General features: G+C 70.9%; 21 protein-coding genes. 3 read left to right on the forward strand and 18 right to left on the reverse strand.

What is annotated here, in order from left to right:
* Nucleotides 1-135 precede the first annotated feature (135 nt).
* Together ACFFRH_RS34785 and ACFFRH_RS34790 are read left to right on the forward strand one after the other, a co-directional pair.
* Nucleotides 136-996, forward strand: coding sequence for a peptidylprolyl isomerase (locus ACFFRH_RS34785; RefSeq protein ID WP_386161652.1), 861 nt, complete (start codon nucleotides 136-138; stop codon nucleotides 994-996).
* A 65-nt stretch (nucleotides 997-1,061) separates the two neighbouring features.
* The gene (locus tag ACFFRH_RS34790) at nucleotides 1,062-2,291 is read left to right on the forward strand and encodes a DUF349 domain-containing protein (RefSeq protein WP_386161653.1); all 1,230 of its coding nucleotides are present in this window, start codon (nucleotides 1,062-1,064) and stop codon (nucleotides 2,289-2,291) included.
* 259 nt (nucleotides 2,292-2,550) lie between these two features.
* On the opposite strand, the gene ACFFRH_RS34795 is transcribed toward ACFFRH_RS34790, so the two are convergent.
* The 18 genes from ACFFRH_RS34795 to pgsA all read right to left on the reverse strand — a co-directional run bounded on the left by ACFFRH_RS34795 (nucleotide 2,551) and on the right by pgsA (nucleotide 22,221).
* Nucleotides 2,551-4,746 (reverse strand): RelA/SpoT family protein, encoded by a 2,196-nt coding sequence (locus ACFFRH_RS34795; RefSeq protein WP_350967490.1) that lies wholly within the window; start codon nucleotides 4,744-4,746, stop codon nucleotides 2,551-2,553.
* A gap of 237 nt (nucleotides 4,747-4,983) precedes the next feature.
* A complete protein-coding gene (locus ACFFRH_RS34800; RefSeq protein WP_386161655.1) occupies nucleotides 4,984-5,502 on the reverse strand; it encodes an adenine phosphoribosyltransferase in 519 nt (172 codons plus the stop codon).
* Nucleotides 5,503-5,731: 229 nt separating this feature from the next.
* On the reverse strand, nucleotides 5,732-6,790 hold the full coding sequence (secF, locus tag ACFFRH_RS34805; RefSeq protein ID WP_386161657.1) for a protein translocase subunit SecF: 1,059 nt from the start codon (nucleotides 6,788-6,790) through the stop codon (nucleotides 5,732-5,734).
* Nucleotides 6,790-8,565, reverse strand: a complete 1,776-nt coding sequence (gene secD, locus ACFFRH_RS34810; protein ID WP_386161658.1) for a protein translocase subunit SecD — start codon at nucleotides 8,563-8,565, stop codon at nucleotides 6,790-6,792. The genes secF and secD overlap by 1 nt, the downstream gene beginning before the upstream one ends.
* Nucleotides 8,566-8,649: 84 nt before the next feature.
* A complete protein-coding gene (gene yajC, locus ACFFRH_RS34815; protein WP_386161660.1) occupies nucleotides 8,650-9,018 on the reverse strand; it encodes a preprotein translocase subunit YajC in 369 nt (122 codons plus the stop codon).
* Between the two features lie 225 nt (nucleotides 9,019-9,243).
* Nucleotides 9,244-10,302 (reverse strand): Holliday junction branch migration DNA helicase RuvB, encoded by a 1,059-nt coding sequence (ruvB, locus tag ACFFRH_RS34820; RefSeq protein WP_386161662.1) that lies wholly within the window; start codon nucleotides 10,300-10,302, stop codon nucleotides 9,244-9,246.
* Nucleotides 10,303-10,447: 145 nt separating this feature from the next.
* Nucleotides 10,448-11,068: a Holliday junction branch migration protein RuvA gene (gene ruvA / locus ACFFRH_RS34825; protein WP_386161664.1), complete on the reverse strand. Its 621-nt coding sequence runs from the start codon at nucleotides 11,066-11,068 to the stop codon at nucleotides 10,448-10,450.
* Nucleotides 11,065-11,649 carry a crossover junction endodeoxyribonuclease RuvC gene (gene ruvC / locus ACFFRH_RS34830; RefSeq protein ID WP_386161725.1) on the reverse strand — a complete coding sequence of 195 codons (585 nt, stop codon included), beginning with the start codon at nucleotides 11,647-11,649 and terminating at the stop codon, nucleotides 11,065-11,067. Before ruvC ends, ruvA begins: the two co-directional genes overlap by 4 nt.
* 235 nt (nucleotides 11,650-11,884) lie before the next feature.
* Entirely contained in the window at nucleotides 11,885-13,168 is a 1,284-nt protein-coding gene (locus ACFFRH_RS34835) for a cation:proton antiporter (RefSeq protein ID WP_386161665.1), read from the reverse strand.
* Between the two features lie 74 nt (nucleotides 13,169-13,242).
* The gene (locus ACFFRH_RS34840) at nucleotides 13,243-13,995 is read right to left on the reverse strand and encodes a YebC/PmpR family DNA-binding transcriptional regulator (RefSeq protein WP_329078906.1); all 753 of its coding nucleotides are present in this window, start codon (nucleotides 13,993-13,995) and stop codon (nucleotides 13,243-13,245) included.
* A 3-nt stretch (nucleotides 13,996-13,998) separates the two neighbouring features.
* The gene (gene pdxT / locus ACFFRH_RS34845) at nucleotides 13,999-14,589 is read right to left on the reverse strand and encodes a pyridoxal 5'-phosphate synthase glutaminase subunit PdxT (RefSeq protein ID WP_386161668.1); all 591 of its coding nucleotides are present in this window, start codon (nucleotides 14,587-14,589) and stop codon (nucleotides 13,999-14,001) included.
* A gap of 169 nt (nucleotides 14,590-14,758) precedes the next feature.
* Nucleotides 14,759-16,450: an alkaline phosphatase D family protein gene (locus tag ACFFRH_RS34850; RefSeq protein ID WP_344749963.1), complete on the reverse strand. Its 1,692-nt coding sequence runs from the start codon at nucleotides 16,448-16,450 to the stop codon at nucleotides 14,759-14,761.
* A gap of 161 nt (nucleotides 16,451-16,611) precedes the next feature.
* Complete coding sequence (gene pdxS / locus ACFFRH_RS34855; protein ID WP_344749964.1) at nucleotides 16,612-17,526, reverse strand: pyridoxal 5'-phosphate synthase lyase subunit PdxS; 915 nt, start codon at nucleotides 17,524-17,526, stop codon at nucleotides 16,612-16,614.
* Nucleotides 17,527-17,677: 151 nt separating this feature from the next.
* Entirely contained in the window at nucleotides 17,678-18,694 is a 1,017-nt protein-coding gene (locus tag ACFFRH_RS34860) for a DUF3048 domain-containing protein (protein ID WP_344749965.1), read from the reverse strand.
* A 115-nt stretch (nucleotides 18,695-18,809) separates the two neighbouring features.
* Nucleotides 18,810-19,349 (reverse strand): LemA family protein, encoded by a 540-nt coding sequence (locus ACFFRH_RS34865; protein WP_344749966.1) that lies wholly within the window; start codon nucleotides 19,347-19,349, stop codon nucleotides 18,810-18,812.
* Nucleotides 19,346-20,635: a glycosyltransferase family 4 protein gene (locus ACFFRH_RS34870; RefSeq protein ID WP_344749967.1), complete on the reverse strand. Its 1,290-nt coding sequence runs from the start codon at nucleotides 20,633-20,635 to the stop codon at nucleotides 19,346-19,348. The genes ACFFRH_RS34865 and ACFFRH_RS34870 overlap by 4 nt, the downstream gene beginning before the upstream one ends.
* Nucleotides 20,632-21,591, reverse strand: coding sequence for a phosphatidylinositol mannoside acyltransferase (locus tag ACFFRH_RS34875; protein WP_344749978.1), 960 nt, complete (start codon nucleotides 21,589-21,591; stop codon nucleotides 20,632-20,634). The genes ACFFRH_RS34870 and ACFFRH_RS34875 overlap by 4 nt, the downstream gene beginning before the upstream one ends.
* Before the next feature lie 12 nt (nucleotides 21,592-21,603).
* Nucleotides 21,604-22,221, reverse strand: a complete 618-nt coding sequence (gene pgsA, locus ACFFRH_RS34880) for a phosphatidylinositol phosphate synthase (RefSeq protein ID WP_344749968.1) — start codon at nucleotides 22,219-22,221, stop codon at nucleotides 21,604-21,606.
* Between the two features lie 288 nt (nucleotides 22,222-22,509).
* On the opposite strand from pgsA, the gene ACFFRH_RS34885 reads away from it, so the two are divergent.
* Nucleotides 22,510-24,642, forward strand: coding sequence for an elongation factor G-like protein EF-G2 (locus ACFFRH_RS34885; protein ID WP_386161672.1), 2,133 nt, complete (start codon nucleotides 22,510-22,512; stop codon nucleotides 24,640-24,642).
* Nucleotides 24,643-24,655 lie beyond the last annotated feature (13 nt).

Here is a 24,655-nt window from a genome sequence, read left to right on the forward strand (position 1 = left end):
ATCTCGTCAAGAATGCGGATGGGAATGTAACCGAAGGGTACCGGTGCGGGTCGGCGGGCTGCGAACCATTACCCATTGGCCGATACGATTCGCCCACCTCATTAAGTACTACTCGGCACTCGGGAGGGCGAAGCGGTGAGCGGCAAGGAGCGCCAGAAGCAGTTGGCGCGCGAGCACTACGAGCGGCAGACGCAGCGACGCGTCGAACGTGAGGCCAGGGCCAAGCGCAACGCGATCATCGGCAGCACCGTGGCCGGTGTGGTCGTGGTGGCGGGCGTGATCGCCGCGACGACCCTGTTCGGGGGCTCCGACACGACGGCGACCGCGACCACCGACCCGGCCCCGTCGGACAACGCCTCCCCGGCCGCGTCGGCGGACACCGGGGCGAAGCCCAAGGCCTTCGACCCGGCGACCGGCACCTGCGGCTACGTCGCTGAGGCCGGTGGCGGCCCGGCCAAGAACGTGGGCCTGCCCCCGGAGAAGGTCGACCTGACGCCCAAGACGATGACCCTGAAGACCAACCAGGGCGACATCGTGATCAAGGTGTCGGCCGAGAAGACCCCGTGCACGGTCAACTCCTTCGCCTTCCTGGCGCAGAAGAAGTACTTCGACGGTTCCAAGTGCCACCGGCTGGGCTCCGACCAGTTCCCGATGCTGCAGTGCGGCGACCCGCTGGCCAAGGCCGACGGAAAGAGCCAGACCGACGGCCAGGGCGGCCCCGGCTACCGTTTCGTGAACGAGAACCTGGAGGGCGCCAAATACACGCGCGGTGTCGTGGCCATGGCCAACAGCGGTCCCGACACCAACGGCAGCCAGTTCTTCATCGTCTTCGGCGACGCCCCGCTGACCCCGGACTACACACCGTTCGGTACGGTCACCAAGGGTCTGGAGATCCTCGACAAGGTGAACAAGGCCGGCGTCATCACCCCGGGGCCCGACGGCACCGGGGCACCGAAGGAAACCGTCGAAATCAAAGACGTGACAATGTCCAGTTAGAGCTGACGTAATACATACAAGGGGCGGTAAGTCCCGAAAGGCTGATGAAAGTGCGGGAGGACACGGTGAGCACCGACCCGTGGGGCCGGGTAGACGACGACGGCACCGTCTACGTACGTACGGCTGAGGGAGAGCGGGCCGTCGGGTCCTGGAAGGCCGGCGAACCGGAGGAGGCGCTTGCCTACTTCCATCGCAAGTTCGACGAGCTGGCCGGGCAGGTCACCCTGCTGGAACAGCGGGTCCGCGGCACCGACCTGCCACCCGCCCAGGCCGAGGCGACGATCGTCAAGCTCCGTGAGGCGATCACCGACGCGCACGCGGTCGGCGATCTCGACGCGCTGCTGAACCGCCTCAACACCCTCACGGAGCTGGTCGCCCAGCGCCGGGAGGAGGTCAAGGCGGCTCGTGACGTGGCCAGGGCGGAGGCCAAGGGCATCAAGGAGCGGATCGTCGCCGAGGCCGAGCGCATCGCCGACGACACGACCCACTGGAAGACCGGTGGCGAGCGGCTGCGCCAGCTGATCGAGGAGTGGAAGGCCGCCGAGCGCATCGACCGGGTGACCGAGGCGGCGCTGTGGAAGCGCCTCTCGGCGGCCCGTACGGCCTTCGCCAAGCGGCGCAAGGCCTACTTCGCGGGGCTGGACGAGCAGCGCGAGGGCGTGCGGTCCACCAAGGAGCGCATCGTGACCGAGGCCGAGGCGCTGGCCTCGTCCACCGACTGGGGTGCCACCGCGTCCGCCTACCGCGAGCTGATGCAGGAGTGGAAGACGGCGGGCAGGGCCTCCCGCGAGGTCGAGGACGAGCTCTGGGGCCGTTTCAAGGGCGCCCAGGACCAGTTCTTCCAGGCGCGGTCGGCGGTCTTCGCCGAGCGCGACGCCTCGCTGGCGGCGAACGCCGAGATCAAGGAGCAGCTCCTGGTCGAGGCGGAGAAGATCCTTCCGGTCACCGACGCCCGCGCCGCGCGGGGTGCCCTGCGCAACCTCCTGGAGCGCTGGGAGGCGGCGGGCCCCGTTCCGCGCGAGCAGCGCGACCGCCTGGAGGGTGGCCTGCGCAAGATCGACGAGGCGGTCCGCAAGGCCGAGGAGACGGAGTGGAAGCGCTCCAACCCCGAGGCCCGCGCCCGCGCCCAGAACACGGTCGACCAGCTGCGCAAGTCGATCGCGCAGTTGGAGGGCCGCCTGGCCAAGGCCAGGGAGGCAGGCAGGGACAAGGACGTCAAGGACTCCGAGGAGGCCCTGACCGCCCGCCGTTCCTGGCTGGAGGAGGCGGAGCGCACGCTCGCCGAGTTCTCCTGACACCCGGCGCCGTCACCGGCTGACACGACGGCAGGGCCGCGGGGACACTCCCACCACGGAGTGTTCCCGCGGCCCTGCCGCTTGTGGCGGGGGCCCCAGGGGGCGTACGGGACGACGGGGGCGCGTGTGGCCGCGGTTCATCAGGACCAGGGCGTGGTCCCAGGGGGCGTACGGGAGGGCGGGAGCGCGTGTCGCCACCGGTATCAGGACCAGGCCGGGGCGCGGTCCCAGGGGTCGTACGGGACCGCGGGAGGGGGCCTCAGGAACCGGCGCCGCTGACCCGGTAGACGTCGTAGACGCCCTGGATGTTGCGGACGGCCTTCAGGACGTGGCCCAGGTGCTTGGGGTCGCCCATCTCGAAGGTGAACTTGCTGATCGCCACCCTGTCCCTGGACGTCGTCACCGACGCCGACAGGATGTTGACGTGCTGGTCGGAGAGGGTGCGGGTCACGTCGGAGAGCAGCCGGGGCCGGTCGAGCGCCTCGACCTGCAACGCGACCAGGAACACCGAGTCGTCGGCGGCGGACCAGGCGACCTCGACCAGGCGGTCGGGCTCCGACTGGAGCTGGTCCATGTTGGGACAGTTGGTGCGGTGCACCGACACGCCGTGCCCGCGGGTGACGAAGCCCACGATCTCGTCGCCGGGCACGGGGGTGCAACATCGCGAGAGACGCACCCACACGTCGGAGTCGCCCGCGACGACCACTCCCGCGCCGCCGCTGCCGCGGGGGCGCCCGCGCAGCTTGGTCGGTACGGAGGTCTCGGCGATGTCGTCCTCGGCGCCCTCGACGCCCCCGATGGACGTCACGAGCTTCTGCACGACCGTCTGCGCGGCCACGTGGCCCTCACCGACGGCCGCGTAGAGCGCGGAGACGTCCGGGTAGCGCAGGTCCCTGGCGAGGGCCAGGAGGGACTCTCCGGACATCAGGCGCTGCAGCGGCAGGCCCTGCTTGCGCATGGCGCGGCCGATCGCCTCCTTGCCCGCCTCGATCGCGGTCTCGCGGCGCTCCTTGGAGAACCACTGCCGGATCTTGTTTCGGGCCCGGCCGGACTTGACGAACTTCAGCCAGTCACGCGAGGGGCCCGCGTCGGGCGACTTGGAGGTGAAGATCTCCACGGTGTCGCCGTTGCCCAGACGCGACTCCAGGGGCACCAGGCGGCCGTTGACCCTGGCCCCGATGCAGCGGTGGCCGACCTCGGTGTGCACGGCGTAGGCGAAGTCGACGGGCGTCGCGTTCTCCGGCAGGGCGATGACCTGGCCCCTGGGGGTGAAGACGTAGACCTCGGAGACCGACAGGTCGAACCTGAGCGACTCCAGGAACTCGCCCGGGTCGGCGGTCTCCTTCTGCCAGTCGAGGAGCTGGCGCAACCACGCCATGTCGCTGGCGGGCTTCAGCTTCGCCCCGGGAGGACCCGCGGTGGTCATGTCCTCCTTGTACTTCCAGTGCGCCGCCACGCCGTACTCGGCCCTGTGGTGCATGCCGTGGGTGCGGATCTGCAGCTCCACCGGCTTGCCCTCGGGGCCGATGACCGTGGTGTGCAGCGACTGGTACATGTTGAACTTGGGCATCGCGATGTAGTCCTTGAACCGGCCGGGGACCGGGTTCCATCGCGCGTGGATCGTGCCGAGCGCCGCGTAGCAGTCGCGGACCGAGTCGACCAGGACCCGGATGCCGACCAGGTCGTAGATGTCGTCGAAGGCGACGTCCCTGGCGATCATCTTCTGGTAGACGGAGTAGTAGTGCTTGGGGCGGCCCTTGACCGCCGCGCGGATCTTGGCGTCGCGCAGGTCCCCGGAGACCTTCTCGATGACCTCCTGCAGGAACAGGTCCCTGCGCGGGGCCCGCTCCGACACCATCCGGGCGATCTCGTCGTACCGCTTGGGGTAGAGCATGGCGAACGCGAGGTCCTCCAGCTCCCACTTGATGGTGTTCATGCCCAGCCGGTGGGCGAGCGGCGCGAAGATCTCCAGCGTCTCCCGCGACTTCTGGTGCCGCTTGTGCTCGGGCAGGTAGCGCATGGTGCGCATGTTGTGCAGCCGGTCGGCGAGCTTGATCACCAGCACCCGGATGTCGCGGGACATCGCCACGACCATCTTGCGCACGGTCTCGGCCTCGGCCGCGGCCCCGAACTTGACCTTGTCGAGCTTGGTGACGCCGTCGACCAGCAGCGCGATGTTGTCGCCGAAGTCCGAGCGCAGCTCGTCGAGGCCGTAGGCGGTGTCCTCGACGGTGTCGTGCAGCAGCGCCGCGCACAGCGTCTCGTCGTCGGTGCCGAGCTCGGCCAGGATCGTGGCCACCGCCAGCGGGTGGGTGATGTACGGGTCGCCGCTCTTACGCTTCTGGTCGCGGTGGTGGTAGGCGGCCACGTCGTAGGAGCGCTCGATGAGCCGCAGGTCCGCCTTCGGATGGGTCGCGCGGACCGTCCGGAACAGCGGCTCCAGGACCGGATTCATGCCGCCACCCCATGTCCCCCCAAAACGTGCGAGCCTTCGCCTTACCGCCGGCTTCTCCTCGGCGGCTCCGGACATGGCGGAACCGGCATCGCCTGCTGGGACGGCCGTCTCGGGACCGCCACCGCCGGCGGTCGCGTCGGGGACGACCACATCACGGGGCACTCAGACTCCTTACGTTCGAGTCCAGATCCCTCAGTGTATCCAGACGGGGTTGTGTGCATTTGTCCGCGGGGTCGATCAGACGACGACGAGGGTGTGCAGCTCCACGTCGGTCAGGCGCTCGCGGCCCTTGAGGAAGGCCAGCTCCATGAGCACGGCGACCGCGACGACGTCGGCGCCCGCCCTGCGGACCAGCTCCACCGCCGCGCGCGCCGTGCCTCCGGTGGCGAGCACGTCGTCGACGATGAGAACGCGCTCTCCGGGGACGAAGGCGTCGCGGTGAACCTCGATGGTGGCGGAGCCGTACTCCAGATCGTAGGACGCCTCAAGCGTCTCAGAGGGCAGTTTGCCTTTCTTCCGCACCGGGACGAACCCCGCACCCGCCCGGACGGCGGTCGGGGCGGCCAGGATGAACCCCCGCGCCTCGATTCCGACGATCTTGTCCACCTCGTACAGCCCGGCCAGTTCCTCGATCACCGCGTCGAACGCCACCGGGTCGGCGAGCAGGGGGGTGATGTCCTTGAAGAGCACCCCGGGCTGCGGGTAGTCGGGCACGTCGCGGATGCGGTCGAGGATCAGGCTGCTCAGCTCGGTCATGGTCGGCGCTCCTGTGGAGATCTCGGGGTGGGAAGGCACCGGGGGGCCGGTGGTGGTGCGGGCAGAGGACTGCGGGGGTGGAGGAGGCCGCGGGGTCAACCGCGAGGGTGGAGGAGGTCACGGGGCAGGGAAGGCGCGGGGGTGCCGCAGGCGTGTCGCGGGGTGTCGCGGGGGAAGGAAAACGCCTCCGCTCCCGGCGCGGGGAGCGGAGGCGCGGACGTGCTCGTGCCTACTTCTTCCTTCGCTTGTCACCGGCGGAGGAGGCCCCGCCGGCGACCGTGGCGGCGCCGTTGGAGGCTCCGGCGGCGACCGGCTGGCGCACCGTCTTGGCCCCGGAACCGCCTCCGTGCGCGGCGAGCCGCTTGGCGATCTCCGTGTAGAGCGTCTCGCGCTCCTTCAGCGTGACCAGCAGCGGCGTCGCGACGCACAGCGAGGAGTAGGTGCCGACGATCATGCCGACGAACAGCGACAGCGACAGGTCCTTCAGCGTTCCCGCGCCGAACAGCGTGGTGCCGATGAAGAGGATCGCCGCGACCGGCAGGATCGCCACCAGGGTGGTGTTCAGCGACCGGATCAGCGTGTGGTTCAGCGCGTTGTTGGCGGCCTCGGTGTAGGTGATCTTGGAGGTCCTGCCGATCTTGGCGGTGACCTCCTTGATCATGTCGAAGACGACGACGGCGTCGTACAGCGAGTATCCGAGGATCGTCAGGAAGCCCAGCAGGGTCGCCGGGGTGACCTCGAAGCCGGACCAGGCGTAGACGCCGGCGGTGATCACCAGGTCGTGCAGCAGCGCCACGACGGCGGCCAGCGCCATCTTCCACTCGAAGGCCATCGTCAGGTACAGGATGATCGCCAGCATGAAGACGATCAGTCCGATGACGGCCTTGTTGGCCACCTGGCCACCCCACGAGGCGCCGATCACCTGCAGGTTGACCTGGTCCACCGGCAGCTTGAACTCGGTGGACACGGCCCTCTGCATCTTGGTGACCTGGTCGGCCGGGAGGCTCTCCGTGGTGACCCGCCAGCCGTTCTGGGTCGTCTGCGCGATGACCTGGTGCGCGCCGGCGTCGGTGAACGTGGCGCGCACCTGCTCGATGTTGGCCGTCGGGGCCTTGAAGGAGAAGACCGACCCGCCCTTGAACTCCACGCCCAGGTTGAGGCCGTTGAAGATCAGACCGGCGATGGAGATCACCAGCAGGATTGCGGAAAGGGTGTACCAGAGCTTCTTGCGGCCGACGAAGTCGACGTCGACCTCGCCCCGGTACAGCCGGCGCGCGATGCCGGACATCAGGCCTCCTGCGGAACGGTCTTGGGCTTGACGGGGGCCTCGCTCATACGCTCGGCGTCGAGCCCGGAGAGCTTGTGCCCCTTGGCGAAGAACTTCAGCTTGGCCAGCATCGCGACGAACGGCTTGGTGAACATGAACACCACCGCGATGTCGATGAGCGTGGTCAGGCCCATGGCGAAGGCGAATCCGGCCACGCCGCCGACCGCCAGGAAGTAGAGCACCACGGCGGCGATGAACATGACGGCGTCGGCGATGAGGATCGTCCGCCGGGCGCGGACCCAGGCGACCTCGATGGCCGTGCGCAGCGAGCGCCGGCCCTCCTTCATCTCGTCGCGGATCCGTTCGAAGTAGACGATGAACGAGTCCGCGGTGATACCGATCGAGACGATCAGTCCGATGATGTGCGGCAGCGAGAGGCGGAAGCCCGCGAACGCGCCGAGCAGCACGACGGCCTGGTAGGTCACGACCGTGGCCACCACGAGGCTCAGCACCGACACGATGCCCAGACCGCGGTAGTAGAGCATCGAGTAGATCACGACCAGCAGGAGGCCGATCGCGCCCGCGATGAGGCCGCCGCGCAGCTGGTCGGCGCCCAGCGTGGAGGAGACCTCCTCGATGGAGCTCTTCTCGAACTTCAGCGGCAGCGCGCCGTACTTGAGCTGGTTGGCCAGCTCGTCGGCCGTCACCTGGGTGAAGCTGCCGGAGATCTGCGCCCGGCCGCCGGTGATGGGCTCCTGGATGACGGGCGCGGAGATGACCACGCCGTCGAGGACCATCGCGACCTGGTTGCGGGGAGCCTGCGAGTTGAAGGCGGTGGTGGTGACCTTCGACCACTGGTCGGGGCCCTGGCCCTTGAAGGCGAGCTGGACGAGCCACTCACCGGTGGTCTGGTCGACGCCGGAGGACGCGCTGTCGATCGAGGTGCCGGTCACGGCCGCCTTGTCCAGCACGAACTTGGTGCTGCCGTCCTGGCTGCAGCCGACGTACTGCTTGTCCGGCGCGTCCTGGGCGCCCACCCCGGCGTCCTTGGCGCAGTCGAGCGTCTCGAACCGCTTGAGCGCCGCGGGGTCGATCCCGGTGGTGTCGACGCCCGCCATCGGGTCGTTGGGCGACGTCGGCGGGGCCGTCGGCACGGCACTGGCGTCGGGGGCGGCACTGGCGTCCGGGGCCGCGCTCTTGCCCGGCTTGGCGGACTTGTCGCCGCTCGGCTCGGCGGAGGGCGCGGGAGTGGTGCCGGGGCTCGGGTTGGTGAGCGCCGACGACAGCGCGCGGCCGGCCGGGGACGCTCCCGTGTCGGGCGCGGCGGTCGCGCCGGGCTTCGGGGTCGCCGACTCGGCGGGCTTGGACTCCTTGCCGCCCTTGCGCCCCGAGGCGGTGGGCGAGGGAGTCGGCGTCGGCGCCTGCGTGGAGAGCTGGCCCGGGGGCGGAGGTGAACCGGACCCGATCGCCAGCACCTGGCGGAACCTCAGCTCCGCGGTGGTGCCGACCAGCTTGACGACTTCCTCCTGGCCGGCTCCGGGAACGGAGATGACGATGTTGTCACCGGATTTGGCGACCTCGGCGTCGGAGATGCCGCTGCCGTTCACCCGCTCGCGGATGATGTTCACGGCGAGGTCGAGGCTCTCCTGCGAGGGAGCGCTCCCGTTCGGCGTGACGGGCTGCAGCGTCACGGTCGTGCCGCCGGCGAGGTCGAGGCCATACTCCGGGGTGTACGCCTTGTTGAGGAGCATCGCCCCGCCCATGGCGAGAATGATCGCCAGAAGCACCAGGAGCATGCGCCCCGGTCTGCTCTGGCCGCTGGTCGGTCGGGCCACTGGTCGTCAGTTCTTTCGGTTATAGGGGGTTGGAGGTGAGGCTACTCACGGCTTCTTGGTCGTCGTGTCGTGGTCTGCACCCTGCTGTTGTTCCGCCGTCTCCACGAGATCGTGGTCGACAGCCTTGACATTCTCCTCCTCCACGTCGTCAACCGGAACCAGGACACGGCCGATGGCCGCCTTCACCCAGCGGGTCTCCACGCCGGGGGCGATCTCCAGGATCACGTCGTCGGCGTCGATGGCCACCACGGTCGCGAAGAGACCCGTCGTGGTCATGACACCGGTGCCCGGCGTGAGGCTGTTCTGCATTTTGACCTGCTCCTGCTGCCGCTTGCGCTGCGGCCGGATGAGCAGGAAGTAGAACACCACGACCATGAGAGCGATCATGATCAGGCTCGAATAGTTGCCGCCCACAGGGCCGCTCCCTCTCTTGAGATTGACCGGCGGAAGCCGGACGTCATATACGGCCACGCCGCTCAGCACGTCAGCCTACACAGCCATCCAAGGCTCGGAGTTTAGGCGAGCTGTTAAGAGCGCGGCAACGAAGTCACGTTCCGGCGCGCAGGGAAGTTCCCATTTCGATACAGTTGTCATCTATCTGTGATCAATCCTGTACGACTCCCCTACCGACTCCCAACGTTAGATTTGCCCAGGATCATCCTCAAGATCGATGAGGAACGAGGCCCCGAAGGCGTCCGGCGGGGGCACCAGCCCCAGATGCGTCCAGGCCGCCGCGGTCGCGACCCGGCCACGGGGGGTGCGGGCCAGCAGCCCCTGCCGCACCAGGAACGGCTCGGCGACCACCTCGACCGTCTCCGGCTCCTCCCCCACCGCGACCGCGAGGGTCGACAGCCCCACCGGCCCGCCACCGAACTTGCGCAGCAGCGCCCCGAGCACCGCGCGGTCGAGCCGGTCGAGCCCCTCGGCGTCGACCTCGTAGAGGTTGAGCGCGGCGGAGGCGACATCCCTGGTGACGACGCCCTCGGCGCGCACCTCGGCGAAGTCGCGGACCCGGCGCAGCAGCCGGTTGGCGATGCGGGGGGTGCCCCGGGAGCGGCCGGCGATCTCACGGGCGGCGTCATCGGGGAGCGTGACGCCCAGCAGGCGCGAGGAGCGGTGCAGCACCTCCTCCAGCTCGGCGACCCCGTAGAAGTCCATGTGCGCGACGAAACCGAAGCGGTCGCGCAGCGGGGCGGGGAGCATGCCGGCCCGGGTGGTGGCCCCGACCAGGGTGAACGGGGCGATCTCCAGCGGGATCGCGGTCGCCCCCGGCCCCTTGCCCACCACGATGTCGACGCGGAAGTCCTCCATCGCGAGGTAGAGCATCTCCTCGGCGGGCCTGGACATCCGGTGGATCTCGTCGATGAACAGGACCTCGCCCTCGGAGAGGGTCGACAGGATCGCCGCGAGGTCCCCGGCCCGCTCCAGCGCGGGCCCCGAGGTGATCCGGAGGGGCACGGAGAGCTCGGTCGCGATGATCATGGAGAGGGTCGTCTTGCCCAGCCCGGGACCGCCGCTCATCAGCACGTGGTCCGGCGGCCGGTTGCGCCGCAGCGCGCTCTGCAGCACCAGCGACAGCTGCTCGCGCACCCGCGCCTGGCCGATGAACTCCTCCAGGCGCTTGGGCCGCAGCGCCGCCTCGATGTATCTCTCGTCGCCCTCGGCGTCGGGCGAGACCAGATCACGGTCGGAACTCACGCCGCCCCTCCCCCGCCCGCCGTGCGGCGGCCTCTCCCACCGTTCCCGCCGTCTTCCCGTACACGCCCATCATGGCCCGTCTTCCGGCGCGCATCCCGTACGGCGTCGCCGCCGGAAGACCGGTGAGGCCCGCCGCGCCCGCTCCTCATCGCACGCTCAGCGCGCGGAGCGCGGCCTTGAGCAGGGCCGCCACCTGCGGGGGGCGGCCCTCGGCCAGCTCGGCGTCGGCCTGCGGCTCGACGATGGCGACCGCCTCGTCGGCGTCCCGCCCCGAGTAGCCCAGGCCGACCAGGCCGGAGTGGACCTGGGCCCGCCAGGCGGGTGCGGCGACGCGGCCGTCGAGCGCGGCGTTGACGGCCTCCTCCGGAGTGCCGAGCTTGTTCTTGAGGTCGACGATGATCCGCTGGGCGCCCTTCGGGCCCACCCCGGGGACCCTGGTCAGCGCCTTGACGTCGGCGGAGGCCACCGCCACCCGGAGCGCGTTGGGGGTGTGCACGGCGAGCATCGCGAGGGCGACCTTGGGGCCGACCCCGCTCGCCGTCTGCAGCATCTCGAAGGTGCCGCGCTCGTCGTCGGTGACGAAGCCGAACAGGGTCAGCGACTCCTCGCGGACCACCAGCGAGGTGGCGAGCCTCACCTCCTCGCCCGTCCTGAGCGTCGCCAGCGTGCCCGGCGTGCAGTGCACGAGGACTCCCACCCCGCCGACCTCGACGACCGCCCCGTCGGGCGCGATCGCGGTCACCTGTCCTCGCACCGAGGCGATCACTTCGCGGTTCCTCTCGGGTGTCCGGCCCTGCCACGGCCTCGGAAGTAGGCGGCGGGGGTCGTGGTGGCGCCCGCCGCCTTCGCGGCGGCCTCGGCCAGCCTGCTCTGGGCCCCGCCCCGCCACACGTGGCAGATCGCGAGGGCGAGCGCGTCGGCGGCGTCGGCGGGCTTGGGCATGGCGTCCAGCCGCAGCAGGCGGGTCACCATCGTGCCGACCTGCTGCTTGTCGGCCGTGCCGCTGCCGGTGATGGCGGCCTTGACCTCGGACGGCGTGTGCAGCGCGACCGGCAGGCCCCTGCGGGACGCGCACAGGATCGCCACGGCGGAGGCCTGCGCGGTGCCCATCACGGTCCTGAGGTTGTGCTGGGCGAAGACCCGCTCCACGGCCACCGCGTCGGGCCGGACCTCGTCGAGCCACCGCTCGATGCCCGCCTCGATCGCCACCAGCCGGGCGCCGATCTCGTCGTCGGCGGGGGTGCGGACGACCCCGACCTTGACCAGGCTCAGCGGCGCGCCGGGCCGCCCCTCGACGGCGCCGAGCCCGCATCGGGTAAGCCCAGGATCGACCCCCATCACCCGCAACTCGGGCAAACGCACCGACACGCCTCCGCTCGCCGAACACCTGTTCGGTGGCAGACTCTACCGCGTGGGAGCGGCCCGCGCACGGCTCTTCCCGGCCCGCGCACGGCTCTTTCCCAGCCCGCCCGCGGCTCTTCCCCGCCCCGCGCACGGCCTCTTCCCCCGCCCGCGCACGGCTCTTCCCCCACCCGCCCGCGGCTCTTCCCCACCCGCCGGGAGCCGGAGACGGGTCCCGGGCTCACAGGTGCTGGGCGGCGGGCTCGGCGTCCTCGGCGTTCTCGTCGCTCTTCTTGTCGCGCAGCCGGTCCAGGCGGTTCATCACCGGCGAGGCCGAGATGCCGTGGATCGCCAGGGAGGCCAGCACGGTGAAGGCGACCACGGCCCAGAGCTCCTCGGCGGGGACGCCGAAGTCGGCCTGGCCGAGGGCGTAGGCGAGGTAGAACAGCGAGCCGATGCCGCGGATGCCGAAGAACGCCGTCGCGACGCGCTCGCGCGGTCCCGCCCTGCCGCCCAGCTCGGCGAGCCACCCGGTCAGCGGCCGGATGACCAGCAGCAGCAGAAGGCCGACCGCGGCGCCCCGCCAGGTGAGCGCGGCCAGGCCGCCCACCGCGACGAAGCCGCCGAGCAGCAGGATGAGCCAGGCGGTGAACAGCCGCTCGATCTGCTCGATGAAACCGTGCAGCACCCCGTTGTAGCCGTGGCTGCGCTCGGCGGCCCTGATGGTGCAGGCGGTCACGAACACCGCGATGAAGCCGTACCCGTGCACCAGCTCGGTGAGACCGTAGGCCAGGAAGGTCGCGGCCAGCGCCACGAAGCCGTCGCGGTGCTCGGCCAGCCGCAGGTCGGACTTCTGGGCGCGGAAGAACAGCCGCCCCAGGCCCTTGCCGATCAGCAGGCCGCACACCACGCCCGCGGCGCACCGGTAGAGCAGGTCCACCAGCGTCCACTCGGCGATCCAGCCGACGCCCCCGCTGACGGCCAGCGCGATCGCGGCGTACACCAGGGGGAAGGCGAGGCCGTCGTTGAGGCCCGCCTCGGAGGTGAGGGTGAAACGGACCTCGTCGTCGGCCTTCTCCGAGTCGACGGGCTCGCCGACCTGCACGTCGGAGGCGAGCACCGGGTCGGTCGGCGCGAGCACCGCGCCGAGCAGCAGCGCCGCCGCCAGGGGCCAGCCGAGCAGGCCGTACGCGGCGGCGGCCACGGCGAGGACGGTGAGCGGGAGCGTCCACCCCAGCAGGCGCCAGGTCGAGGACCAGGCGCGCCGCCCGAAGGGCCGGTTGATGGCGAGCCCGGCGCCCATGAGCGAGATCAGCACGCAGATCTCGGTGGCGTGCTCGACCAGCGCCCGGTGGGCCACCGGATCGGGATCCGGCAGCTCCAGGGGCAGCACGTAGAGGAGGAGCCCGCCCAGCAGGCAGGCGAGCGGGAGCGAGAAGGGGCGCCGGTTGAGGAGCCGGGGCAGCGTGGCCGCGAGCAGCGCGGCGACGCCCGCCACGGTAAAAATCAGATCAGGATTGCCCATTGTGCGCGTGATATGCCCTTGACCACGCGGACAAACCTCGCAGACAACACGAGATCACACCGAATGGCTCGGGGTCACGCGTCGAGCTTCTCCATGACCTCGTCGGAGACGTCGAAGTTGGCCCAGACGTTCTGCACGTCGTCGCTGTCCTCCAGGGCGTCGATCAGCCTGAAGACCTTGCGGGCGCCGTCCTCGTCCAGCGGGACGTTCATCGTCGGCATGAAGCTGGACTCGGCCGAGTCGTAGTCGATCCCGGCCTCCTGCAGGGCCTTGCGGACCGGGACGAGGTCGGTGGCCTCGGAGACGACCTCGAACTGGTCGCCCAGGTCGTTGACCTCCTCGGCGCCCGCGTCGAGGACCGCGACCAGCACGTCGTCCTCGGCGAGCTCACCCTTGGGGACGAGCACGACGCCCTTGCGGTTGAACATGTAGGACACCGAGCCGGGGTCGGCCAGCGAGCCGCCGTTGCGGGTCAGCGCGACGCGGACCTCGGAGGCGGCGCGGTTGCGGTTGTCGGTGAGGCACTCGATCAGCACCGCGACGCCGCCGGGGGCGTATCCCTCGTACATGATCGTCTGCCAGTCGGCGCCGCCGGCCTCCAGGCCGCCGCCGCGCTTACGGGCGCGCTCGATGTTGTCGATCGGGACCGAGCTCTTGCGCGCCTTGGTGATGGCGTCGTACAGCGTCGGGTTGCCGTCCGGATCGGGTCCGCCCGTCCGGGCCGCGACCTCGATGTTCTTGATGAGCTTGGCGAACAGCTTGCCGCGCTTGGAGTCGAGCGCGGCCTTCTTGTGCTTCGTCGTCGCCCATTTGGAGTGGCCGGACATCGCCTAGAGCTCCCTCACCATCTCAGCGAAATATGAATGCACACCGACATCCCCGGTAAGTTCCGGGTGGAAGGACGTGGCGAGCAACGGTCCTTGGCGGACCGCGACGATCCTATCCCCAGGTTCGGCCAGCGCCAGCACTTCCACCTCCGAACCCACGGATTCCACCCAGGGGGCACGGATGAAGACGGCCCGCATGCCGCCACGGCCGGCGAAGTCGATGTCGGCCTCGAAGGAGTCGACCTGGCGCCCGAAGGCGTTGCGGCGGACGACCATGTCGATGCCGCCGATCGTCTGCTGCCCCTCGACCCCGCCCTCGATCCGGTCGGCCAGCATGATCATCCCGGCGCAGGAGCCGTAGGCGGGCATGCCCGCCTTGATCCGCATCCGGAGCGGTTCGAGCAGCTCGAAGGTCTCGGCGAGCTTCCACATCGTGGTGGACTCGCCCCCCGGGACGACGAGGCCGTCGACCGCCTCCAGCTCGCGGGGACGCCGCACGGTGACCGCTCTGGCGCCCACCGCCTCCAGGGCGCGCACGTGCTCACGCACGTCTCCTTGCAGCGCGAACACGCCGATCGTGGGGACGATGGTCACCGATGGTCCTTCCCGTACGGGTGAGGTGCCCCTTCAGCGTATGGCTACCGGCCGGGCGTTCCCAAACCGGTTCGCCGTTGGGAAAACCCCGCCGGGACGCGCCACGGGCGCCCCGGCGAGGATCCGGCGGGGCGCCCGCGACGGTGGGCGACGGGTGATCACCGTGAGCTCAGGGACGCTTGGTCTCCAGGTCCACGGTCTCCTGGATCCAGTCGATCCCGGGGGTCCTGGCGGCCGAGGGGTCGACCGGGCGCAGGTACGTCCGCTGCACGCCGGGGACCCGGTCCTCGATCACGAAGGTCGCCTTGGTGTGCGCCGCCGCGCCCGGCCGCGTCACCTGCGGCAGCACCTTGAAGTCGGCGGTGAGCCGGTCGCGCTCGATCCGGGTCAGCACGTAGCCGCGCTGGTTGTTGTAGAACTTCAGGTGCGGGTTGATCGTCAGGTACGGGTGGGCCGCCGGGTCGGAGTCGAGGCCGTCGCCGCCCGTGGTGATGGACGAGGCGACCAACTCGGAGCCGACCGTGCGGGTGGTGGGGTCGTCGTAGTCGAGCTTGAGGTCACTCGCCCAGTGGGCGTGCACGTCGCCGGTGAGCACCACCGGGTTGCGCACCTCGGCGTCCACCCAGCCCTGGGTGATGCGCTGCCGCGAGGCGACGTAGCCGTCCCAGGCGTCCTGGCTGGTGATCTTGGCGGGTCCGGCGTTGTTGTCGCGCTGGGCGAAGAAGACCTGCTGGCCGATCACGTCCCAGCGCGCCTCCGAGCGCCGCATGCCGTCCAGCAGCCAGCGCTCCTGCGCGTCGCCGGTGATCGAGCGGGCGGGGTCGGCCGCCGCCGGGCAGTCGCTGTAGCCGTCGCCGCAGCCCTGGTCGCTGCGGTACTGGCGGGTGTCGAGCATGTGGAAGGTGGCCATCCTCCCCCACCGGACGCGCCGGTAGAGCTGCATGTCGACGCCCCTGGGGATGGCGGCGCGGCGCAGCGGCATGTTCTCGTAGTACGCCCTGAAGGCCGCCTCGCGCCGGGCGAGGAAGTTCGGCTGGGGCACCTCGGGCTTCTCGGGCACCTCGTCGGCCCAGTTGTTGTCCAGCTCGTGGTCGTCCCAGACGACCAGCCAGGGGGCGGCGGCGTGCGCGGCCTGCAGGTCGGGGTCGGTCTTGTACTGGGCGTGCCGCTGACGGTAGTTCGCCAGGCTCTCGGTCTCCGGGCCCTCGTGGTGGCGGACGTTGCCGCCGGGGATGGTGTAGGTGTCGCGCCGGTACTCGTACTGGTAGTCGCCCAGGTGCAGGATCAGGTCGGGCCGCTCCTCCGCCAGGCGCCCGTAGGCGGTGAAGTAGCCGTGCTCGTACTGGGCGCAGGAGACGAAGGCCATCGCCAGGGCCGAGCCGTGGGAGAGGGCGTGCGGGGCCGTCCTCGCCCTGCCCATCGGCGAGAGGTACGGGCCGACCTTGAAGCGGTACCAGTAGTCCCTGTCGGAGGGCAGCCCCTCCAGCTCGACGTGGACGCTGTGGCCCCACTCGGGGGCGGCGACGGCCACGCCCCGGCGCAGCGGGCGACGACCCCTCTCGTCGCCGTAGACGTGCCACTCGACGGCGAAGGGCCGGGCGGGCATGCCGCCCAGGCCGTCCTCGGCGAGCGGCTGGGGCGCCAGGCGGGTCCAGATCACGAAGCCGCCTGAGTCGGGGTCCCCGCAGGCGACGCCGAGGGTGAAGGGGTCCGAGCGCAGGCCGCGGGAGGCCAGGGACGCCGAGGACGCGGCGCTCTCCTGGGCGGGCCCGGGATCGGCGTGCGCGGCGGCGGGGATGCCCGCCGCCGCACCGGCCGCGATACCGGTGACGAGAAAGGACCGGCGGGTGAACTTCGACAAGGGGAACCTCCCGGGTGATCGGGCTCGAACGCCCGTCAGCCTCGCGGAGCACCATGACCGAGGAGTTAACTCCTCCCGTCAAGAAAAAGGCGATCTCCGTGACGGAGATCGCCTTTCCCGGTTTCCGGGGGTTCCCAGGGGCCCTGTCGCCCCTGTCCGCGCTACCAGCCGCGCTCGGCGAGCCGGTGCGGGGCGGGGATGTCGTCGACGTTGATGCCGACCATGGCCTCACCCAGACCTCGGGAGACCTTCGCGATGACGTCGGGGTCATCGTAGAAGGTGGTGGCCTTGACGATCGCGGAGGCGCGCTCGGCCGGGTTGCCGGACTTGAAGATGCCCGAGCCGACGAACACGCCCTCGGCGCCGAGCTGCATCATCATCGCCGCGTCGGCCGGGGTGGCGATGCCGCCCGCGGTGAACAGCACGACCGGCAGCTTGCCGGTCCTGGCGACCTCGGCGACCAGCTCGTACGGCGCCTGGAGCTCCTTGGCCGCGACGTAGAGCTCGTCCTCGGGCAGCGAGCCCAGGCGCTTGATCTCGCCCCTGATCTTGCGCATGTGGGTGGTGGCGTTGGAGACGTCGCCGGTGCCGGCCTCGCCCTTGGAGCGGATCATCGCCGCGCCCTCGGTGAGGCGGCGCAGCGCCTCGCCCAGGTTGGTCGCGCCGCAGACGAAGGGCACCGTGAACTGCCACTTGTCGATGTGGTTGGCGTAGTCGGCCGGGGTGAGCACCTCGGACTCGTCGATGTAGTCGACGCCGAGCGACTGGAGCACCTGGGCCTCGACGAAGTGGCCGATGCGGGCCTTGGCCATGACCGGGATCGAGACGGCGGCGATGATGCCGTCGATCATGTCGGGGTCGCTCATCCGGGAGACGCCGCCCTGGGCGCGGATGTCGGCGGGCACCCGCTCGAGGGCCATGACGGCGACGGCGCCGGCGTCTTCGGCGATCTTGGCCTGCTCGGCGTTGACGACGTCCATGATGACGCCGCCCTTGAGCATCTCTGCCATGCCGCGCTTGACCCGGGCGGTTCCGGTGACGGTGGTCTCGCTGACTTCGGGCGTGCTGCTGGACACGGTCTCTACCTCACGACGGCTGGCTGCGGATCACGGGCCGCCCCGGGGGACGGCCACTACGCCTCCATCGTAGGCGCTGGCGGCGTGCCCCCTTACACGACGTCTTGTCACCCTTGGGCGATCTTCTTGGACAGGATGTAGGACTCGCGCGTCAGGGGATGACGGGTTTGGCGGAGGCGAGCACGACCCAGACCTGTCCCGGGGCGAAGTTCATCGCCTCGCCCGCCTCGGTGGTGAAGACGGTGCCGTCCTTCTCCTCGGGCCGCGACCAGCGGGCCTTGAACGCCTGGCCGTCGCGGAGCACGATCGCCCTGCCCTTGCCGGTGCTGTGCACCAGCGGGGTGTAGCTCTGGTTCTTGTCGTGGAACTGCGAGCGCTCCGTCTTGGTGTACTGCACGACGATCGTGGGCGCGCCGAGCTGGCCGCCCTCGGCCGCCATGTCCTTCTTGCCGTCCTGCCAGATCAGCCACTTGCCCGCCGTCTCCGACCAGCCGAAGGTGAAGCGCGCCGCCGGGTACTTCACGCTGTACATCTTGCGCGGCACGCCGCCCTCGGGCGCGTCGCCGAAGGTGAACCCGATGTCCTTGGCCTTGCTCGCCTTGGGCGCCCCGGCCAGCAGCTGTTTGGTGTTGGCGAACAGGTTGTAGGGGGCGAAGCGCCCCGGCTGGCGGAAGTACGCGCCCGGCTCCCTGCTGTCGGAGACGTCGAAGAGCGGCGCCTCGGCGATGAAGGGGAGCATCTTGGTCTGCGCGCCCGAGTAGGCGAAGGCGGGCCTGCCGAACTGCGGGACGATGTGCAGGTCGGAGATGCGGGCGCTGCGGACCGGGCCGACCTTCGCCGGGATCTTCGAGGAGAAGATCGCCATCAGGCGGGTCAGGCCCGCCTCGACCTGCTCGACGTAGACGACGTCCGCGCTCTTGAGGCCGAGCTGCGGCTTGCCCGCCGAGGTGTTCTCGATCTTCACCGCGAGCACCGCCTTGCGGGCCGCGCCGGGCAGGCCGGTGAAGGGGTGCGTCGGCTCGGGCGTGGGGGTCGGGGCCTCGCTCGGCTCGCCGGCCGCGCCCGCGGGGCTGCCCGGCGCGGCCGGATCGTCGGAGGAACAGGCGGCGGCGGGCGCCAGGACCGCGACTCCCGCCAGCGCGACGGCGATCATCCGGGACACCCGCACGGCTCATCTCCTCAGGTCGGCCACTCAGCTACTCGGCCACTCGGTCACGAATCGCCAAGAGCTTACCGGTGTCCGACTTGTCAGATAGTCCGGTTTATATACGCCTTATTCATCCTCATTCAGCGGCCAGGGCCTTCGGGGGCGCGTCGTCGATCTCGAAGAAGGACGGGTACTCGGTGTGCCCGGCGAGCCGCAGCGTGCGGGCCAGCCAGCGGCGCTGCGCCGTCCGGGTGACGCCCACCGCGTTGTTGTAGAACCGGCGGGAGTAGAGGACCTTGGCCACCGCCGCGTCCAGTTCCTCCAGCAGGTCCGCCCCCGCGGGGGTGTCGGCCAGCCGGTCGCGGAAGCGCTCCTGGTCGACGACGGCCCGCAGGGCGCGCGACAGGTCGCTCTCGGCGTGCTCGCGCTCCTCGGGACCCGCGGTGCGCGCCTCGTGGGCGGCCGCGGCCAGCACCAGGCTCGTCGCCGGGTCCAGCAGCCGGGAGGCCGCGAGCTCCAGGCTGACGGCGGTGCGCCGCACCAGGGCGGCGTCCAGGGACTCGCGGGCCAGCTCCAGTCGGATGTGCATCCGGTCGAGCCGTCCCGCCCGCCAGGAGATGTAGACGGCGAGGAGCACCACGATCGCGCCCACCGTCAGGATCAGCGTGGTCGTCACGGCGCTTCGTTCCTCCCGGCGGCGGCGTTCCTCCCGGCGGCGGCCTCCCCGGTCCCGGCGACGGCTCCCGCCGCGTCCGGCACCGTGTCCCCCGCCGTACCTTCCACCACGCCCCCCGCCGTGCCCTCTGTCGCGCTCCCAGCCGTGCCTCCCGCCGTGCCCCCCGGCGAGTCCTCCTCGACCCCGGCCGTGCTCGCCACGGTCTCGTAGACCCGCAGGACGTCGCGGGCGACCGTCGACCAGTCGTACTTGCGCACGGCGAGGCGGGCCTCCTCCGACAGCCTGGCCCGGCGCTCGGGGTCGTCGAGCAGCGCGGCGGCCTCGCGGGCGAGCGACCGGGCGTCGCCCGTCTCGAACAGCGCCCCCGCCCCGCCGTCGTCGAGCACCTTGCGGAAGGCCGGGATGTCGCTCGCCAGGACCGCCGCGCCGGCCGACATCGCCTCGGTCAGCACGATGCCGAAGCTCTCACCGCCCAGGTTGGGCGCGCAGAAGACGTCGACCGTGTGGTAGGCCCGCACCTTGTCCTCCTCGCTGACCATGCCGAGCAGGCCGATCCGGTCGTGGAAGGCGGGCGGGACCCGCTCCAGCACCTCGTCGGCGTCGCCGGGCCCGGCCAGGAGCAGGCGCAGCGCGGGCCGCTCGGCGGCCAGCAGGGCGAACGCCTCCAGCAGCACCGGCAGGCCCTTGCGCGGCTCGTCCATCCGGCCGAGGAAGCCGATCACCTCACCCTCGTCCCAGCCTGGCAGCGGCTCGCCCTCGGCGTAGCGGCTCACGGTCACCCCGTTGGGGATGAGCACGGCGTCACCGCCCATGAACTCCACCAGGGTCTTCCTCGCGGCGTCGGACACGGCGATCCTGCCGCCGATCTTCTCCAGCGCACTCATGATCACCGGCACCCCGACCGAGAAGGAGCGGGAGTTGCCGTACGAGGCGTGGAAGGTGGCCACGATCGGCCCCCTCGCCACCCAGCAGGCGAGCAGCCCGAGCGAGGGGATGGCCGGCTCGTGTACGTGCAGCACGTCGAAGCGGCCCTCGCGCACCCAGCGGCGCACCCGGTTCGCCGACAGGAAGCCGAACGACATCCTGGCCACCGACCCGTTGAACGGCACCGGGACGGCGCGGCCGGCCGAGGTCACGTACGGGGGCAGCTCGGCGTTCTCCGCGGCCGGGGAGATCACCGAGACGTGGTGGCCGTCGGCCATGAGCGCCTCGGCGAGGTCCTGGATGTGCACCTGGACGCCGCCCGGCACGTCCCAGGTGTAGGGGCAGACGATGCCGATCCTCATGGCCTTGTCTCCCCGGTCTCCCCGGTCTCGCCCGTCTTCCTGCTCTCCCGGGGCTCCAGGTCCTCCAGCCAGAGGCGCTGGAGCATGTGCCAGTCCTCGGGGTGCTCGGCGATGCCCTTCTCGAAGACGGTGGCGAGGCTCTGCATGACGACGGCCACCTTCTCCTTCCTGGTGCCCTCGGCCGGGACCGTGATCTCCTCGTGGAACTGCAGCCCCCAGCCGTCCTTCTCGAAGTAGGGGATCGCCGGGATGAGGGCGGCCCCGGTGTGCACGGCCAGCAGGCCGGGACCGGCGGGCATCCGGGTGGCCGCGCCGAAGAACTGCACCTCGACCCCGCCCGCGGTCAGGTCGCGCTCGGCGGGCAGGGCGACCGGCAGGCCCGCGCGCAGGCGCTGCGCCAGGGTGCCGAAGGTGTGGCCGTCACCGCCGGTGAGCGGCAGCACCTCCATGCCGAGCCCCTCGCGGAAGGCGGTGTAGCGGTGGAACAGCGACTCGGGCTTGAGCCGCTCGGCGACCGTGGTGAACGGATGGCCCGTCCCGGCGAACCAGGCGCCCGCCTGGTCCCAGTTGCCCATGTGCGGCAGGGCGAGGACCACGCCGCGCCCCCTGGCGAGGTTGTCGTAGACGGGATCGGCCCCCACCACGCGCATGCGGGCGACGATCTCCTCGATGGGGATCGAGGGCAGCCGGAACACCTCGTGGAAGTAGCGGAAGTAGGAGCGCATGCCGTCGCGGCTGAGCGCCCGGATCGCCGGATCGCCGGGCGAGGTGCCCTTCACCCTGGCGAGGTTGGCCTCCAGCCTGAGCACCGACTTCCCGCGGCGCTTCCACAGCCGGTCGGCGGCGGCGCGGAAGGCCCAGGCGGTGAGCCTCTCGGGCAGGCGGGGCACGACCGTCCAGCCGGCGCCGAACGCCGCGGCGACGAGACGGTCCTGAGGGGAGGGCTTGTCGGTCATCGATCTTTCCGATCAGCGGAGGGTCCGTGGCGGGATGGAAACGGCCTGCCGGCGCACGTGCAGCAGGCGCTGGCCGACCGTGACCGCGCTGGCGGCGGCGAGCAGCCAGAGCCCCGCGGCCAGGACGTACGGCACGCCGAGGCCGCCGAGACCGGCGGAGACCAGGCCGACGACCAGGCGTTCGGGCCGCTCGGCGAGGCCGACGTCGCACGTCATGCCCAGCGCCTCGGCCCTGGCCTTGACGTACGAGACCACCGCCCCCGCGACGAGGCAGAACAGCGCGACCCCCGCCAGCACCCGCTGCCCGCTCACGACGAACCAGAACGCCAGCCCGGAGAAGATGCCCGCGTCGCCGACCCGGTCGAGGGTCGAGTCGAGGAAGGCCCCCCAGGTGCTTCCGGGACCCGTCATCCTGGCCATCACCCCGTCGAGGAGGTCGGCCAGCACGAAGAAGGTGATCACCAGCGTGCCCGCGAACAGCTGGCCCCGCGGGTAGAAGAACAGGGCCGCGGCGACGGTGCCGAGCGTGCCGACGGCGGTGACCGCGTTGGGACTGATCCCGCGGCGGGTCAGTGCCCTGCCCAGCGGGGTCAAGAGCCTGGTGACGGCGGGACGCAGAAGTTTCAGCATGGCGCTCCGATCGTAGGCCACCGGGCCTGCGAGCGCGCATTGGCGACGGGGGCGGCGAGCCGCGAGGGAACGGCGTTCGCGGGGGTGGCGCGGGGCCGCCGGGACGGCCCCGATACGTAGCGATCAGGTCCGCCTCTCGCAAGAGGATCGCCACATCCCTCTTGTGATATTCGCCACATGGGTATTTGGTGAACAGACCGAGTCCGCGCGGCGCGCGAGCTCGGCAGCGGACCCCGGGGGTGTGGCCCCACCAGGCCGCGCCCCTTCGGCAACGACGCGGGAGGCGATGTGGCGGAGAGAGCAACCGGCGGAACAGCGGGAGCCGCGGGGAGGGCACCCGCGGCCGACCGGCCCGACATGATACGAAACGTCGTGCTGGTCGGCCATTCCGGTGCCGGGAAGACGACACTTGTGGAGGCGCTGCTGGCCGCGACACGGACCGTCCAGCGGCCCGGCAGGGTCGAGGACGGCACGACCGTCAGCGACTTCGACGAGGTCGAGGTGCGCCAGCAACGCTCGGTGAACCTGACCGTGGCCCCCGTGGTCCACAACGACATCAAGATCAATCTCCTGGACACCCCCGGCTACGCCGACTTCGTCGGCGACCTGCGCGCCGGGCTGCGCGCGGCCGACGCGGCGCTGTTCGTCGTCTCGGCCGTCGAGGGCGTGGACGGCCTGACCAGGATGCTCTGGGACGAGTGCGCGACGGTCGGGATGCCCCGCGCGGTCGTGATCACCAAGATCGACCACCAGCGGGCGAACTTCGAGGACGTCCTCGCCGCCTGCCAGGACGCCTTCGGCGACGGCGTCTCGCCGCTGTACCTGCCGGTGGTGACCAACGGCAAGGTGAACGGCCTGATCGGCCTGCTGAGCCAGAAGTTCTACAACTACGCGACCGGCACCCGGACGGAGAACTCCCCCGGCCCCGCCTACGCCGACCAGATCGAGCTCTACCGGGGCGCCCTGATCGAGGGCGTCATCCAGGAGAGCGAGGACGAGTCCCTGATGGACCGTTACCTCTCCGGCGAGGAGATCGACACCAAGGCCCTCGTCGAGGACCTGGAGAAGGCCGTCGCGCGCGGAGGCTTCTACCCGGTGCTGGCCGCGGGGGCCGGCGTGGGCGCGCTGGAGATCCTGGAGCTCATCACCCAGGGGTTCCCCGCCCCGGCCGAGCACCCCATGCCGGAGATCATGTCGATCGACGGCCGGCCCGTCTCCGGCATCACCTGCGACCCCGAAGGCCCGCTGGTCGCCGAGGTCGTCAAGACCACCAGCGACCCGTACGTGGGCAGGATCAGCCTGGTGCGGATCTTCTCCGGCACGCTGCGCCCGGACATGACGGTGCACGTCTCGGGGCACGGCCTGTCCGACCGCGGGCACGAGGACCACGACGTGGACGAGCGCATCGGCGCGCTCTCCTCGCCGCTGGGCAAGCACCAGCGGACGACCGCCAAGTGCGTGGCCGGGGACATCGCGGCGGTGGCCAAGCTGTCGCGCGCGGAGACCGGCGACACCCTGTCGGACCGGGAGAACCCGCTGCTGATGACGGCCTGGAGCATGCCCGAGCCGCTGCTGCCCGTGGCGATCCAGCCCCGGTCCAAGGCCGACGACGACAAGCTGGGCCAGGCGCTGCAGCGGCTGGTCGCCGAGGACCCGACGCTCCGGCTGGAGAACAACCCCGAGACCCGCCAGCTGGTGCTGTGGTGCATGGGCGAGGCCCACACCGACGTGCTGCTCGACCGGCTGAGCAGGCGGCACGGCGTGGAGGTGGAGAAGACCGAGCTGCGGGTGCCGCTCAGGGAGACCTTCGGCGGCAGCTGCCAGGCCCTGGGCCGCAACGTCAAGCAGACCGGCGGCCACGGCCAGTTCGCCGTCTGCCACCTGGAGGTCGAGCCCCTGCCCTCCGGCGGCGGCTTCGAGTTCGTGGACAAGATCGTCGGTGGCGTGGTGCCGCGCCAGTTCATCCCCTCGGTGGAGAAGGGGGTGCGCACCCAGATGCAGCGCGGGGTGCTCGCCGGGTACCCCATGGTGGACGTGCGGGTGACGCTGTACGACGGCAAGGCCCACTCGGTCGACTCCTCCGACATGGCCTTCCAGATCGCCGGGGCGCTCGCGCTGAAGGAGGCCGCGGCCAAGGTGCCCACGCTGCTGCTCGAACCGGTCGACGAGGTGTCCATCCTGATCGCCGACGACTACGTCGGCGCGGTGATGTCCGACCTGTCCTCGCGCAGGGGCCGCGTGCTCGGCACGGAGCCGGTGGGCGTCGGACGTACCCTGGTCAGGGCCGAGGTGCCCGCGCTGGAGATCACGCGATACTCGATCGACCTGAGATCCATGTCACACGGGACGGGGACGTTCCGGCGGGTCTTCCTGCGCTACGAGCCGCTGCCCTCGCATCTGATGGACAAAGTCACCGGCTGACCGGGCGGTGAGA

The organism is Streptosporangium vulgare, from assembly GCF_042428775.1.
Classification (GTDB): Bacteria; Actinomycetota; Actinomycetes; order Streptosporangiales; family Streptosporangiaceae; genus Streptosporangium; species Streptosporangium vulgare.